A 14,124-nucleotide genomic window follows, 5' to 3' on the forward strand; every position below is an offset into this window, starting at 1 on the left:
CGAAGAGATACAAGATTTAGACTATGCAACAGCCTTAAGGCAGTTAATGTATTACTGCATGATGTTGCTTGATTATGTTCCCAAAGAACTAGCTAAAATTGTTTCATGTCAAGTGATGTTCTGGATTACGTCACAACCCCTATATATCCAGAGGTTGTTCAGCAATTTCTGCTACGAAAGTTGAGTTATTAATTCTGCGATTTAAGCCCTGCTTTGAAGGAACACTCAAGTCTATCCCGGCGATATTTAGCCAGCTGCCATGTTCGGGGGTATAATGTCCCTGCTTAGAAAGAATGACGGCAAAAATACATTTTCCTTGCACAATTATGTTGATTAACGTAAAATAAACTAAGATTAGTAATGTACTCGATACAAGAGTAAACTTGGCATAGGGGTGAAGGCATGGAGGCAAACAAAAAGAGCAGGACGGAAAGGAAAAAGGAAGAGACAAGAAAGAAAATCTTGGCGGTGGCCATGGATTTATTCAAACGGCAGGGTTTTGATAAGACTACCGTAGACCAAATCGCCATGGAAGCGGATGTCGCCAAAGGTACCGTTTTTAACCATTTCCCTGAAAAGGAAGCCATTATCTACGAACATATTCAGAGTATGATACGGGAACAAACGCCAGCAATGTTGGAATATTTGGACAAATTGCCCGATACCCGGACACGGCTGATCGCTGCCCTGCAAAAAACACTGGAATGGATGCATATAGACTTGAGTAATGACTTGTTTGAGCGGCACTTTATTTATAAGATGTCCCAATGGGTGCACGCTATAAAGCATTTAGACCGGAACGTAAGCAGCGGTTTTTCAACCGTTATGGAACATATATTTAAGCTGGGTATAGAATCCGGTGAAATCAGGCCGGATTGGCATCCTTTTGTTGTAGGTGGACTGGAAGTCAGCCACTTTCTTTCGGCCCTTCTATGGGTGAACCACCCGGAATTAATATCAATAAATGAAAGCATAGAGAATAATGTAGACTGTTTTCTCAACGGGGTAAAAAACGAGCTGCATGACTCCTAAACATAAAGCAGCGAGCATTTAAGTAAGGGGGAAGAGATATGGTGGGGAAAAGATATTTCAATAGCTAGCCGGTAACTTTTACTTCTGGAGTGGAAGCTGTCGGGGGTAAGGGCTGGAACCTCGCCCGCTGGAGCGTTATGGCTTTACTGTTCCGGCTGGCGGTATGAGGGGGGCGTGTATGGATGAATCGGTATCTGTTTAATTTTCAGGAAATCAATGAGTCAAAGCCAGGTCTCGTCGGCGGAAAGGGCTGGAACCTGGGGCAGCTGTTCGGGATCGAGGGAATAAATGTCCCGGATGGTTTCTGTATCACCACCTAAGCCTATCGAACAGCCATCAAGCATAATGAGGAATTCACGGCATTAGTCTCTCAGCTAGCGATTCTCAAGGCGGAAGGCCGGACCCAAATTTCGGAAATCAGCGCTCGGATCCGCGGCGTCATCGAAGCGAGCGAGATAGCGAAAGAGATCGAGTCCGAGATAGTTCGGCATCTCGACGCCCTGGGGGCGGAGAACGCCTATGCCGTGCGTTCCAGCGCCACGGCCGAAGACCTGCCCTACGCCTCTTTTGCCGGCCAGCAGGATACGTATTTGAATGTCAAAGGCCGGGAGGCGATCCTGCAGAGCGTCAAAAAGTGCTGGGCTTCACTGTTTACCGACCGGGCCGTGATCTACCGCCTGCGAAACGGGTTCGACCACCGTCAGGTCTACCTGTCCGTGATCATTCAGCGGATGGTTTTCCCCGAGGCCTCGGGTGTCATGTTCACGGCTGATCCGGCTACGTCCAACCGGAAAGTGTTGTCCATCAACTCCTGCTTCGGGCTCGGCGAGGCTCTGGTCTCCGGCCTGGTCAACGCCGATCTTTTTACGGTGCGCGACGCCCGGATAACCGATAAAGTGGTAGCTCATAAAAAGTTGGGTATTTACGCCCTGGAGGAAGGCGGAACAGAAACGCGGGGCATCGAACCTGAGCAGCAGCATATCCAGACGCTGACCGATGAACAGGTTTTGCGACTGGAGCAGATCGGCAGAAAGATCGAGACCTATTTTGCCTGCCCCCAGGATATTGAATGGTGTCTCTCCGGTGACAAGTTCTATATTGTTCAGAGCCGCCCGATCACCACCCTGTACCCGGTTCCGGAGGTAAGCGATGGGAAGAACCATGTGTTCGCGTCTATGGGCCACCAGCAGATGATGACGGATGCCATCAAACCGTTGGGCATCTCTTTCTTCCAGTTACTGAGTGACAATCCGATGCCCCAGGCCGGTGGGAGGATATTCATGGATATCTCCGCCATGTTGTCCTCGGCTATCGGACGAAAGACTATGGTTTCTATGAGAGGCGATGGGGATATCCTGATGGAGAACGCCATGTTCAAAGTTATGGAGAGGAAGGATTTCCTGAAAACTCTGCCGCGCAAACTGCCGGGCAACAACGCTATGGTCAAAGGGGCTTTGCCCCTATTGTTTCATATCGTCAAGACTTCCCGGGCCAATGATGCAGCGCGCGTTCCCAAAGAGATCGGGCGCAGCGATGCCCTGATCCGTAGCCTGCAAGAAAAGATCGCCAGTGTATCCGGCGACGAACTGTTTGACCTGATCTTGCAGGAGCAAAAAGAATTTCAGGCGCTCAGTTCCGATCCGGAAAACTTCGCAGTGTTCATGGCCGGCCAGCAGGCGTTGAAATGGCTCAACAAGAACATGGCCAAGTGGTTGGGCGATGTGAAGGAGGGCGACGCGCTTTCCCGATCCGCGCCCCACAACATCACTTCCGAAATGGGCCTGGCGCTCCTGGATGTGGCGGATGTCGTCCGCCCATATCCGGCGGTGATTGCCTATCTGGAACAGGCTGATGATAACACCTTTTTTGAGGGCTTTGATGGGCTGCCCGGTGGTGGTGTGGTCCGCGACTCCATTCAGGCGTTCCTGGAGCAATACGGCATGCGCTGCCCCGGCGAAATCGACATTACCAGGCCACGCTGGAGCGAGCAGCCGACCGCCCTGGTACCGGCAATTCTTAGCAACGTCAAGAATCTCCAGCCTGGTGCGCATAAGACCAGGGTCGAACAGGGACGGCTGGAAGCGGAGCAGAAGGAGCGGGATCTCCTGGCCCGCCTGGAGCGATTGCCCGGAGGCAAACGGAAAGCCAAGAAAACCAGGAAGAAGATTAGTATTTTGCACAATTTTATCGGCTACCGGGAATACCCCAAGTATTTTATAATCAGACGCTGGCAGGTCTTTAAAGAGGCTTTGATGAGAGAGGCTGCCGTCCTCGTGCAAAAGGGCGTAATTCAGAACCGGGAGGATGTCTACTACTTATCGTTCGAGGAGTTCCGGGATGCCGTCCATTCCGGCCACCTTGATTATAGCATTATCGCCGCTAGAAAAGAGGAGTACGCAGCCTTCGAGAAGATGACGCCGCCGCGGGTGATGACATCGGAGGGCGAGGTCATCTTCGGCGAGTACGAGGCCGTCGATATTCCTCCGCAGGCCCTGGTGGGCGCGCCCGTATCCTCAGGCGTCATCGAGGGGCCTGCCCGCATAGTTTTAAGGATGGAGGATGCCAACCTGGAAGACGGTGATATCCTGGTAACCACCTTCACCGATCCCAGTTGGACACCGCTGTTTCTATCCGTCAGGGGTCTGGTGACGGAGGTGGGCGGGTTGATGAGCCATGGGTCCACCATTGCCCGCGAGTACGGACTGCCGGCGGTTGCCGGGGTGGAAAACGCCACCAGGTTGATTGAAGACGGGCAAAGAATCCGGGTGAACGGCACTCGTGGGTACGTGGAAATACTGTAGTAAATCTTGCGATTCCTGATAATAAAAGATCAAACCGTTAGCGGAGGGGGAAAAGGTATGGGTGAGAAAGGATTTTTCTTTAACTGGTCAGAAGCCTTTACCGCTGGAGTAGAAGCCGTTGGGGGGAAGGGCTGGAATCTGGCCCGGCTGGAGCGTTATGGTTTTACTATTCCGCTGGCGGTGTTCTGAGCGCTGATGCCTACCGGGCTTTTATTAAAGAAAATAATCTGTCTGGGGCCATAGCTAAGATTTCGGCAAAGGTCTCTTTCTCCAACATCGCAGAGCAAGAGATTGAAGAAGAACTCTTTAGGCTAAGAGAGAAAATCATAACGGGATTATTCCCTTTGTATATCCAGGAAGAATTGATCGCCCAACTAAAAGGCATGGGCATCCTATCCAAGCCGCTGGCGGTCCGTTCTTCCGCCACCTGCGAGGATTCGGCCCGGGCCTCTTTTGCCGGTATGCATGATTCATTCTTAAATGTCCGGGGTACCGATAATATCATATTGGCTGTCAAAGAATGCTATGCTTCCCTTTGGACTCCCCGGGCGGTTGCCTACCGGCGTAAAATGAAGGTTGGGGATGATGAGGTATTTCAGGCGGTTGTAATCCTGGAATTAGTAGAAGCCGTGGCGGCAGGGGTCGGCTTTACCTGCGATCCGCGCAGCGGCCGGGAAGATGTAGTGCTTGTTAACGCCAATTTCGGCCTGGGGGAAAGCGTGGTCAGCGGCGCTGTCGAGCCGGATGAATATTGCCTGGATACAAAACTGGAAATATTGGAGCGGAGAATGGGCCGGAAAGAAAATCAAACCATGGCCCGCCCCGATGGTGGAACAAAATTGATCGCTTCCCCGGGCTCCTCTGAGAAACAAGTACTAAGCGATGAAAACGGGGGTGACGTTCTGGTAGCACCAACCACCGATCCGGGCTGGACACCTCTATTTTTGCGAGCTTCAGCCATAGTTGTAGAACCGGGAGGAATTGGATCTCATGGGGCTATTGTCGCTCGAGAGTATGGAATACCTGCCGTTTTGAATGTACTTGGGGCCATGAGCCTTATTAAAGACGGGCAGAACGTGGTTGTAGACGGGGATGAAGGGAAAATCTATATGCAATAAATACCAGGCTAGGCCCGCCTTGTTAACTTCATTGTATTCGAATTTTGTGGATCGATTCTCTTATGCTATGTGCATTAAGAGCTGCATTATTCCTTATTTTAAGGAGTTCAAGCTTGCGCTGAAGGATGTTACGCCCAAGCACATACAGGACTATTACCAGTACGAACTGAACGAGAAAGGCTTAAGCGCCAGCACGGTGATCCATCGCCACGCCAATATTCGCAAGGCGTTGCAGTACGCTTACAAGGTGGGCCTAATCGCCTTTAATCCCGCCGACCGGATCGAGCGGCCCAAGACCACAAAATTCGTAGGCAGCATTTACGATGCCGGGGAACTGGAAGCCCTGTTTGCCGTGGTGAAAAACAAACCGATAGAGCTGGCCGTTATCCTGGGCGCGTTTTACGGGCTGCGCCGCAGCGAGATCGTAGGGCTGAAATGGAACGCGATCAACTTTGAAAAAAAGACGCTGACCATCAAGCACACCGTAACCGAGGTAAGGGTGGACGGAAAAGCCATCATCGTGGAAAAGGACCGTGCCAAAACCAAGTCGAGCCACCGCACCTTGCCGCTGGTAGAGCCCTTTGAAAAGCTTCTCCGGCAGCTAAAGGAAGAGCAGGAGCGCGATCAAAAAGTATGCGGGAAAGACTATTGCCGGGAGTATTTTGGCTACATTTACGTGAACGAGCTGGGAGAGCGGGTCAAGCCGGGCTATGTCACCCAGAATTTCGCGCTTACGCTGAAAAACCACGGCCTTAAAAAAATTCGTTTTCACGATTTGAGGCATAGCTGCGCCAGTTTGTTGTACGCCAACGGAGTCAGCCTGAAGGAGATCCAGGAGTGGTTGGGGCACAGTGATATTTCCACCACCTCGAACATATACACCCACCTGGATTTCAGCTCCAAGGTTGCTTCGGCCAACGCCATCATCGGCGTATACCCTTCCTGACATCCCTCCAAATCGGGTGGAATGTCAGGCCAGAAGGGGGATGAGAGCATTGCAAATATGCACTAAAATGGTTCGTGTGAAGGTATACCAGGCGGAAACGATAGGTGCCGCCAGAAAAGAAAAAAGCCCTCAAATCCGCTTGTAGCGCGGCTTTAAGAGCGATTAATTCTGGTGCCGATGGCCGGAGTCGAACCGGCATGGAGGTTATCCGCCGCATTTTGAGTGCGGTGCGTCTGCCAATTCCGCCACATCGGCAAGTTTATTTCAATTTCCCTCTCCATAATCCATCTCTGGAATTTGGAGGGATATGGTGGAGGGATATGAAAAACCATAAAGACTATTCAATTTTCAAGAACCCAGCAACCATGCGGGTTTGGGAGCCGCCGACCGGTCAAAAAAGGCTTTTCACGCACTGGATTTTGAGTGCGGTGCGTCTGCCAATTCCGCCACATCGGCAAATTTATTTCAATTTCCCTCTCCCGAATCCGCTTTTGGAATTTGGAGGGATATGATGGAGGGATATGAAAAACCATAAAGACTATTCAATTATCAAGAACCCAGCAACCACGCGGGTTCGGGAGCCGCCAACCGGTCGAAAAGGGGCTTTCGCGCACTGGATTTTGAGTGCAGTGCGTCTGCCAATTCCGCCACTCTGGCTGGTATTTTAAATTCCAATGCAAAGATAATTATAGTAGCCTCTTTTAGCCTTGTCAAGATTGATAAAAACCGGGGGATAGTGTTTTTTGGAAAAAGGAGGAGTAATGGGGAGAAGAAAAGGGGTAAAAATGAGTCCCCTTTTTATTTGTGCTTCTGTCAGCCTTTGGCAGACGGCAGGTAAAAGCTTCACCTCTTGTCATAACAAGGCAGGGGAATAACAAAAGGAATTTTATAAAAGATGGCGAAAACTTTATAGTATTGATTTTATGAGAATAAGAATTTTAGCCTATTTCCAACTTTTTTAAGGAGAAATACCTTATGCAATCAGAACAAGAACTGGTGAAGAAAAGTATGGAGGGTGACACTCAGGCTTTTGAAAAATTGGTTCTGCAATATCAAAATAAGGTTTATGCTTTAAGCTTCAGGTACATGGGGAATGAAGATGATGCGTATGATATGTCTCAGGAAGTTTTTCTAAAAGCCTTTCGTTCCTTAAAGACTTTTAAGGGAAATTCCAGTTTTGGCACCTGGATATTTCGAATTACCACTAATGTTTGCCTGGATGAACTCAGGCGCCGGAAGAGAAGGATTGTTCCTCTCTCGCTGGACGAAGCAGCTGTTACCAGTCGTGGTATTGAAGTTGAGAGGGAAATAGTGGACCCTTCGCCCCCGGTTGATCGGGTATATGAACAGAAAGAATTATCACAATACATACAAGGCCTTTTAGACCAGATGAAACCTGAACATAAAGCGGTAATAATCCTCAGGGATAGTATGGACTTGAGTTATGAACAAATCGCTTATGTCTTGAATTGTTCGGTGGGCACGGTCAAGTCGCGTCTTAGCAGGGCCAGAAGTATTTTAAGGAAACAATGGGTAGAGAGGGAACTTTTGCCCTAGCCATCTCGTCTAAAAACCGGGAGGAAAAGAGCCATGAAATGTGAGCAGGTTAGTGAGCTGCTTTCAGCCTACATTGACGAAATGACAAGTGAGAAAGAAACAAAAGCACTGGAAGCCCACCTTGCTCAATGTGCAGACTGCCGTAAAGAGCTGGATGGTTACCGGCTTCTTCGTGGCATTATGCAGCAATTGGAGTCACCGCTGCCCCCGGATGATTTCTCCACCGTTGTTCAAAAACGACTGCGGGAAAACAAAAACAAGATATTTAGTGCTACTACTATTGAGCGGCCCAAAAAGACCGGATGGATTGCGGCAGTATTGGCGGGATTAGCCCTGGCGTCAGGTATATATGCCAGCAGCTATCTATCTATTGGAGATTTTCTTGTGTCCTGGCAGGATAAAAAGGAACAGAAAAAACCCCGAATAGCTATCGAGGATATAATAGAGCGTTTTCAAAAATGGAATAAGGAAGAGGATAATAGCAGCCGAGAAGCCGCTGAACCGGAAGCTAAGATCGCTTCTAATCCCAGTGCCAAAGTGAGTGTGGGGGTAGGGGCGGAAAATACCCGGGAAGAAGTGGAACTCAAGACTGCTGGAGATGATAGCTATTCTAGCCATATAATGGTGAAAGAACTGTCAACGGCCCTGGCTCAGGTAATAGGGATTGCCGATGAGCGGGAAATCAAGTACAGTATGACATCCGGGTCTTATGGCAGCAGTGAGGCGCGAAGGGTGGTCCTGGAAGTGGAACCGCAAGAAGTCCCTCAGCTTCTAATGGAGTTGGAAGCGATTGGGAGGAAGCTTGATGTTGCGGATCTTACAGAAGCAAGTGGACAGGATGAAGCGCTTCAAGCTTCTGATCTGGATGAAAAACCCCTGCTGCCGGAGAAAAGCGAATTTTCCGATAATGAGAAATTAAGCATGGTTAAAATAGAAAATAATGAGGAAGCCGGAGAAGACAGAAAAGAGGAATTAGCTAAAGAAAAAGCGGCTTCTGCGCCAGATGATAAAATGCTCTTCAATTCCGAAAAGGGAGAAGATAGCAAAGATATTGAAAGTATTAAGGAAGAAAATAAACCGGAAGGAACTAAAGTTAACTTAGACATTTTGATAATTCAAGAAAAATGATTGGGGCGGGTACAGTTTAATTTTAAAGTGTCGGCAATGATTGGATTCAAGCTGCGAGAGCTTATGATATGATGTCACTGCAAAAAGTCATAAATATGCATTAGCGTGCATAAATATACCGCTCAGCTACATTAAAAGCGACCGAAGAGTGTGTAGGGAACGACCTCCGTGTCGTTCCGAGTCAGGCTTTGTATATTTATGCAACCCTTATGCAACAAAAAGGGTTTTGCAGTAGAGTCATGATATTGATTATGAGATTAAAAGGTTATGGGAAGTATTGGGAATTCCAATACTTTTTTTCTTGGGGGGAAAGAATGTTATTATAAAATATAAGGAACGAGCGGTAAGGGGGAGGAATAGACGCTCGGGTAGAATAACGATAAGGATGGGGTATTTATGGCTGATAAATTTATGCTAATAGATGGAAACAGTCTGTTGTACCGGGCTTTTTATGCTCTGCCGCTGCTGCATAATTCCGCCGGGGTTTACACCAATGGGGTATACGGTTTCCTGACCATGTTCAACCGGGTGCTGGCTGAGATTCAGCCCACCCATATTGCCGTAGCTTTCGATAAAGACCGCAGTACTTTCCGCAACGAGCTGTATAGCGAATACAAGGCCAATCGTTCGGCTCCTCCGGAGGAACTGGGGGGGCAATTCCAGCTGCTGCGAGATGTTCTGGCGGCTTTGAATATCGAGTACCTGGAGATGCAGGGTTATGAAGCCGACGATATCATCGGCACTTTGAGCAAAAAGGCGGAAGAACAAGGGTTAAAGACCGTCATTCTAACCGGTGACGGTGATGCCCTGCAGCTGGTTTCGGAGCAGGTTGATGTTTTGCTGACTAAAAAAGGCATAAGCGAAATGGAACTCTACGATCCCCAGGGGGTCAAAGACAAGTGGGGAGTAGAACCAGAAAAGATGGCGGAAATAAAGGGCCTTATGGGGGATGCTTCCGATAACATCCCCGGGGTTCCCGGGGTAGGCCCGAAGACTGCTATAAAGCTAGTGCAGGAATTTGCCAGCCTGGAGAATCTCTATGAGAATTTGCCGCAGGTCAAAGGCAAGAAGCTGGTGGAAAAGCTGGAGCAAAACCGGGAGCAGGCTTTTCTCAGCCGGCAGCTGGCCACCATTAACCGCGATATGGATCTGGATTTTCCGATCGAGGACTATGTAATGCGGGAACCCCATTACCCGGAATTGCTGGAGCTATATCGCAGCCTGGAATTCAATAATTTCCTAAAAATCCTGCAGGAGAAAGAGCTAAAAAAGGGAATGGCCCCGGTAAAGCAGGAGATAGAAGTGCTGTTCTTGGAAAGAGAAGAAGATGTGACGGCTTTACTGGAAGAAATAAAGCAAGGGGAGAGCGTGGCCCTGTATTTCCAGAGCAATTACCATCATCCTATGTGGGCCAGTCTGCAGGGCGTTTTCCTGGAATACGGCGAGCGGGTTTACCAGCTAAAACTGGAAGCTGGGGATGACTATAAACTGCAGTGGCTCAAAACTTTACTGGAATCTGCAGCGATTAAGAAGTATCTGCATAATGCCAAATTCGTCCAGGTTCTTTTGCTGAGACACGGAATTGAACTTGGCGGAGTTGCGGGGGATACCATGCTGCTGGCCTATGTAGATGATCCGGCTTTTGAGGGCGATGAACTGGATGCCTGCCTTAAGAAGCACCTGCAGCTCAACATAGCGGAAAATAACCTGGCGGCATTGGTTAGCAGGATAAAGGAACTCTATTTCCAGCTGGAGGAGCAAGTCACGGAGGAATTGCGGGAGCTTTTGCAACAGGTGGAAATGCCCATGTCGGAAGTACTGGCCCGGATGGAATTTTGCGGGGTGAAGGTGGAGCGGAGTACGCTGACCCGGATTTCTGAGGAACTGGCCAGCGGGATAGCCGTCCATGAGGAACGGATTTTCGAGCTGGCGGGAAGCAGTTTTAACATTAATTCACCCAAACAGTTGGGTAAAGTGCTTTTTGAGGATTTGGGTCTTAGGGTAATAAAGAAGGGCAAAACCGGATATTCTACCGGGGCGGAAGTACTGGAGGAACTTTATCAGGAGCACGAGATAATAGCTCATATTTTAAATTATCGCCAGCTCAGCAAAATAAAATCCACCTATGCCGATGCCCTGCAGGAGTTGATACACCCGGAAACTGGCCGGGTACATACCATATTTAAACAAGCCCAGACCGCAACCGGACGCCTGTCCAGCGTGGAGCCCAACCTGCAGAACATCCCTATTAGAATGGAAGAAGGACGCCGGATTCGCCAGGCCTTCGTGGCTCCGGGGCCGGATTGGCTTATTATGGCGGCGGACTATTCCCAGATTGACCTGCGCTCCCTGGCCCATATCAGCGGGGACGAGCGATTGATTGAAGCCTTTAAAAGCGGGGTGGATATTCACACGCGGACAGCGGTGGAAATCTTTCATGTGCCGGTGGAATGGGTGGATAGCGAGCTGAGGAGAAGGGCCAAGGCAGTTAATTTCGGCATTATATACGGTATCAGTGATTTTGGCCTGGCCCGGGATACCGGGGTCAGTCGTAAAGAAGCCCGTAAATATATCGACAATTACCTAAACAGCTATCCCGGCGTGAAAAAATATATGGAAGATATAGTGGAGTTTGGACGCCGCCACGGCTATGTCGAGACCTTGTTGAAGCGCCGCCGCTACTTGCCCGAACTCAATGCCAGGAATAAGATGGTGCAGGCCTTTGGCCGCCGTATGGCTCTTAATACCCCGGTGCAGGGAACTTCCGCTGATATAATCAAACTGGCTATGATCAAGGTGGATGAAGAGATAAGAAAGCGCCGGCTTCAGGCCCGCTTGCTATTGCAGGTTCATGACGAACTGGTTCTGGAACTGCCCCGGACGGAACTGGAAGAAGTAAGCGGGCTCTTACGGGACTGTATGGAGAACGCCTGCAGTTTGAAAGTACCCTTGGAAGTATCCCTTAAGACCGGCCCCAACTGGTATGAGATGGAATAGCGGAGGGCGGAAGACGGTTATCGGAGAACGGGTGGAGGGAAAGAGGTGGTATTATGCCTGAATTACCGGAGGTTGAAACGATCAAGAATAACCTGCAGGAAATTCTACCGCTTAGAATCAAAGAACTAGAACTCCGGCGTGAGGATATATTGCGCTGCCAGGACTATGCTTTAAAAGAGCTTGCCGGGCAGAGCATAGAAGAAGCGTCCCGCCGGGGCAAGTATCTTATCCTGGCTGTGAACAACGGCCTGTTCCTGGTTTTCCACCTGGGTATGAGCGGCAGGCTTTATATACAAGAGGAAGAAAATACGATTCTGGAACCGCATGTGCATGTGATAATCCATTTGGATAAGCGGCTTAAGCTTTTGTACCAGGATGCTCGTCGTTTCGGAGGGCTATGGCTGCTTAAGGATATTGACAGCTTCTTTTCCCGGCTGGGAAAGGAGCCTTTGAGCGAGGAGTTTTGCCCCCCCTACCTGGAACAGGTTTTGCAAGGGCGCCAAACTGCCATAAAGAACCTGCTTCTTAATCAGAACCTTATCTCCGGCCTGGGCAACATCTATGCCGATGAAGCCCTGTTTATGGCGGGGATTCGGCCTGACCGCCAAGCTGCATCCCTTTCTGTGCGGGAGATTGAAGGCTTGTGCTGTGGCATCAAGGAAGTTTTGACCAAGAGCATTAAATATCGCGGCACCACTTTTCGCGATTACCGAGACGGCAAGCGACAACCGGGGGAGTTCCAAAACCACCTGCAGGTTTATGGCCGTTTTAATCAAGCCTGCCCCAATTGCGGCCAGCCCCTGAAAAGAACCAGAATTGGCGGCAGAAGCAGCCATTACTGCGAGAAATGCCAGCATTGACCAACCCGTCAAATATATCACGGGGACGGTTGTGCTGATATATTTTTGCCTTCAATGCTCCACGCCTGCAATCATTCCTGAAAAGTCAGTTAGAACCGAAAGGTGGAATAGGATAAACCTTAACCCTTACCCCTCACACGTTTCTTACTAACCCGTCATGGCCAAAGGACATTGCCAGCTATGAAAAAAGGGGGAATTCTAAGGTATTCTTGATGCAATCTTAATAGTGACACCCACAGGGTGGAACACGGGAGTATCCGAAGGGTTTGCGTCCTTACTAATCTTTATTATATATCAGCAGGACCGTCCCTATGATATATACAGGGGAGAGGCAGCGACCCAGCACCCGGGTAACATATTCATACTTCTATCCATATTGTAGCTATATAACTATGATGCGGGATAGGAGTGGCCTCTGGTGGAGTATTTTCATATTCTCTTGTTTGCCCTGGCGGTGAGCAGTGACGGGTTTTTTGCCGGGATGGCCTATGGATTAAAGAAAATTAAGGTTCCCCTGCTTTCACTGCTGGTTATAGCTCTGGCTTCAGCTCTGGCCGTCAGCTTTTCCATGTTATGTGGAAAGGGGCTTGCCACCATATTTCCTCCTGACTTTGCCGGTCGTCTGGGAGCGATAATGCTGATGCTAATCGGAGTTTACTTTTTGCTCTCTGCCTGTCGGGATAGAATAGAGAGTATGGATGAGATAGGCGAAGAGCCCCTTTTTAGCCTGAACATCAAGCCTTTGGGCATAATCATACATATACTAAAAGAACCAGCCCGGGCTGATTTTGATTTATCCGGTGAGATCAGCACCCGGGAAGCTTTTTTTCTCGGGCTGGCTCTGGCTATGGATGCACTGGGGGCAGGTATCGGAGTAGCCCTGGCCGGTTTCAATATTCTATTAACAGCCCTGGCTGTGGGTGTGTTAAAATTTATACTAGTAAATTGTGGGTTGCAATTGGGAATTAAGATAAAGGCTGAGCGCTGGCAGCTAATCTCCTCCTTGATACCCGGCCTTATGCTGATAAGCCTGGGAATTCTCGAAATTATGTAGCAGAACGGAGCTTGAAAAATATGAAAACGATAGGCCTAACAGGTGGTATTGCCAGCGGTAAGAGTATGGTGGCCAGGGCCCTGCAAGAAATGGGAGCAGTCTTGCTTAGTGCGGACGAAATAGGCCACCAGGTTATTGAACCAGGTAAAACTGCCTATTATGATTTGATAAATGCTTTTGGAAAAGAGATAGTGAATGCAGATGGGACAATAAACCGCAAAGAACTGGGCGGGATAGTGTTCGAAGATCCACAAAAACTTCAGTTGCTCAACCAGCTTACCCACCCTTCTATTATGCAGGAGATTAGATTAAAGCTGGCCCAAATTGAGCAAGAGCAGCCTGCTGCTATTGTGGTAATGGAAATCCCCCTGCTCTATGAAACCCGCATGGAAAGATTATTTGACCAGGTCTGGGTGGTCTGGGTGGATCGCGAGACGCAGATAAAACGGCTTATGGCTCGAGATGCTATTGACCGGAGTGATGCGATAAGCCGTATAGACTCCCAGATGCCCTTGGATGAAAAAGCCCGGCGAGCTGATCTAGTTATTGACAATTGCGGCAGCATAGAGGAAACAATAGCAAAGGCCACCAGATATTTCAACAATATTTAAGCTGATCTACAAATAAAATG

The 14,124-nt window shown here is 49.1% G+C and carries 12 protein-coding genes, 1 tRNA gene and 1 pseudogene; 13 read left to right on the forward strand and 1 reads right to left on the reverse strand.

Features of this window, described 5'->3' with window-relative positions; genetic code table 11:
• The 6 genes and pseudogenes from AWB54_RS16160 to AWB54_RS06980 form a co-directional block, all read left to right on the forward strand.
• The coding region (locus tag AWB54_RS16160) for a hypothetical protein (RefSeq protein WP_394326491.1) at window positions 1-184 on the forward strand (184 nt) is incomplete at its 5' end.
• 218 nt (window positions 185-402) lie between these two features.
• Window positions 403-1,032, forward strand: coding sequence for a TetR/AcrR family transcriptional regulator (locus AWB54_RS06965; RefSeq protein ID WP_061213895.1), 630 nt, complete (start codon window positions 403-405; stop codon window positions 1,030-1,032).
• A gap of 182 nt (window positions 1,033-1,214) precedes the next feature.
• A pseudogene (gene ppsA, locus AWB54_RS06970) lies at window positions 1,215-3,833 on the forward strand (phosphoenolpyruvate synthase).
• Window positions 3,834-3,890: 57 nt separating this feature from the next.
• Window positions 3,891-4,022 carry a PEP/pyruvate-binding domain-containing protein gene (locus AWB54_RS16260; protein WP_235811119.1) on the forward strand — a complete coding sequence of 44 codons (132 nt, stop codon included), beginning with the start codon at window positions 3,891-3,893 and terminating at the stop codon, window positions 4,020-4,022.
• A 50-nt stretch (window positions 4,023-4,072) separates the two neighbouring features.
• Window positions 4,073-4,951, forward strand: a complete 879-nt coding sequence (locus tag AWB54_RS06975) for a PEP/pyruvate-binding domain-containing protein (protein ID WP_368664466.1) — start codon at window positions 4,073-4,075, stop codon at window positions 4,949-4,951.
• Window positions 4,952-5,018: 67 nt separating this feature from the next.
• Complete coding sequence (locus AWB54_RS06980) at window positions 5,019-5,897, forward strand: tyrosine-type recombinase/integrase (RefSeq protein WP_368664465.1); 879 nt, start codon at window positions 5,019-5,021, stop codon at window positions 5,895-5,897.
• Between the two features lie 169 nt (window positions 5,898-6,066).
• On the opposite strand, the gene AWB54_RS06985 is transcribed toward AWB54_RS06980, so the two are convergent.
• A tRNA-Leu gene (locus AWB54_RS06985) sits at window positions 6,067-6,152 on the reverse strand.
• A gap of 65 nt (window positions 6,153-6,217) precedes the next feature.
• Between AWB54_RS06985 and AWB54_RS06990 the strand changes: the two genes are divergently transcribed.
• From AWB54_RS06990 to coaE, 7 genes are all read left to right on the forward strand, one after another.
• Window positions 6,218-6,409 (forward strand): hypothetical protein, encoded by a 192-nt coding sequence (locus tag AWB54_RS06990; RefSeq protein ID WP_061213897.1) that lies wholly within the window; start codon window positions 6,218-6,220, stop codon window positions 6,407-6,409.
• 463 nt (window positions 6,410-6,872) lie between these two features.
• Window positions 6,873-7,454 carry an RNA polymerase sigma factor gene (locus AWB54_RS06995; RefSeq protein ID WP_061213898.1) on the forward strand — a complete coding sequence of 194 codons (582 nt, stop codon included), beginning with the start codon at window positions 6,873-6,875 and terminating at the stop codon, window positions 7,452-7,454.
• 33 nt (window positions 7,455-7,487) lie between these two features.
• Window positions 7,488-8,582 carry an anti-sigma factor family protein gene (locus tag AWB54_RS07000; RefSeq protein ID WP_061213899.1) on the forward strand — a complete coding sequence of 365 codons (1,095 nt, stop codon included), beginning with the start codon at window positions 7,488-7,490 and terminating at the stop codon, window positions 8,580-8,582.
• Between the two features lie 396 nt (window positions 8,583-8,978).
• Window positions 8,979-11,579 (forward strand): DNA polymerase I, encoded by a 2,601-nt coding sequence (polA, locus tag AWB54_RS07005; protein ID WP_061213900.1) that lies wholly within the window; start codon window positions 8,979-8,981, stop codon window positions 11,577-11,579.
• A gap of 53 nt (window positions 11,580-11,632) precedes the next feature.
• A complete protein-coding gene (mutM, locus tag AWB54_RS07010) occupies window positions 11,633-12,439 on the forward strand; it encodes a bifunctional DNA-formamidopyrimidine glycosylase/DNA-(apurinic or apyrimidinic site) lyase (RefSeq protein ID WP_061213901.1) in 807 nt (268 codons plus the stop codon).
• Between the two features lie 418 nt (window positions 12,440-12,857).
• Window positions 12,858-13,493, forward strand: a complete 636-nt coding sequence (gene ytaF / locus AWB54_RS07015) for a sporulation membrane protein YtaF (protein WP_061213902.1) — start codon at window positions 12,858-12,860, stop codon at window positions 13,491-13,493.
• 20 nt (window positions 13,494-13,513) lie between these two features.
• Window positions 13,514-14,104: a dephospho-CoA kinase gene (coaE, locus tag AWB54_RS07020; RefSeq protein WP_061213985.1), complete on the forward strand. Its 591-nt coding sequence runs from the start codon at window positions 13,514-13,516 to the stop codon at window positions 14,102-14,104.
• Window positions 14,105-14,124 lie beyond the last annotated feature (20 nt).

Origin of the sequence: Syntrophomonas wolfei subsp. methylbutyratica (assembly GCF_001570625.1) — a bacterium.
GTDB lineage: Bacteria > Bacillota > Syntrophomonadia > Syntrophomonadales > Syntrophomonadaceae > Syntrophomonas > Syntrophomonas methylbutyratica.

Excerpts from the sequence above, each read along its gene's own strand:
- AWB54_RS06995 (WP_061213898.1), top strand. The coding sequence starts at position 6,873 with ATGCAATCAGAACAAGAACTGGTGAAGAAAAGTATGGAGGGTGACACT.
- AWB54_RS06980 (WP_368664465.1), top strand. The coding sequence starts at position 5,019 with ATGTGCATTAAGAGCTGCATTATTCCTTATTTTAAGGAGTTCAAGCTT.
- polA (WP_061213900.1), top strand. The coding sequence starts at position 8,979 with ATGGCTGATAAATTTATGCTAATAGATGGAAACAGTCTGTTGTACCGG.
- AWB54_RS06965 (WP_061213895.1), top strand. The coding sequence starts at position 403 with ATGGAGGCAAACAAAAAGAGCAGGACGGAAAGGAAAAAGGAAGAGACA.
- AWB54_RS06990 (WP_061213897.1), top strand. The coding sequence starts at position 6,218 with ATGAAAAACCATAAAGACTATTCAATTTTCAAGAACCCAGCAACCATG.
- AWB54_RS07000 (WP_061213899.1), top strand. The coding sequence starts at position 7,488 with ATGAAATGTGAGCAGGTTAGTGAGCTGCTTTCAGCCTACATTGACGAA.
- coaE (WP_061213985.1), top strand. The coding sequence starts at position 13,514 with ATGAAAACGATAGGCCTAACAGGTGGTATTGCCAGCGGTAAGAGTATG.
- mutM (WP_061213901.1), top strand. The coding sequence starts at position 11,633 with ATGCCTGAATTACCGGAGGTTGAAACGATCAAGAATAACCTGCAGGAA.
- AWB54_RS16260 (WP_235811119.1), top strand. The coding sequence starts at position 3,891 with ATGGGTGAGAAAGGATTTTTCTTTAACTGGTCAGAAGCCTTTACCGCT.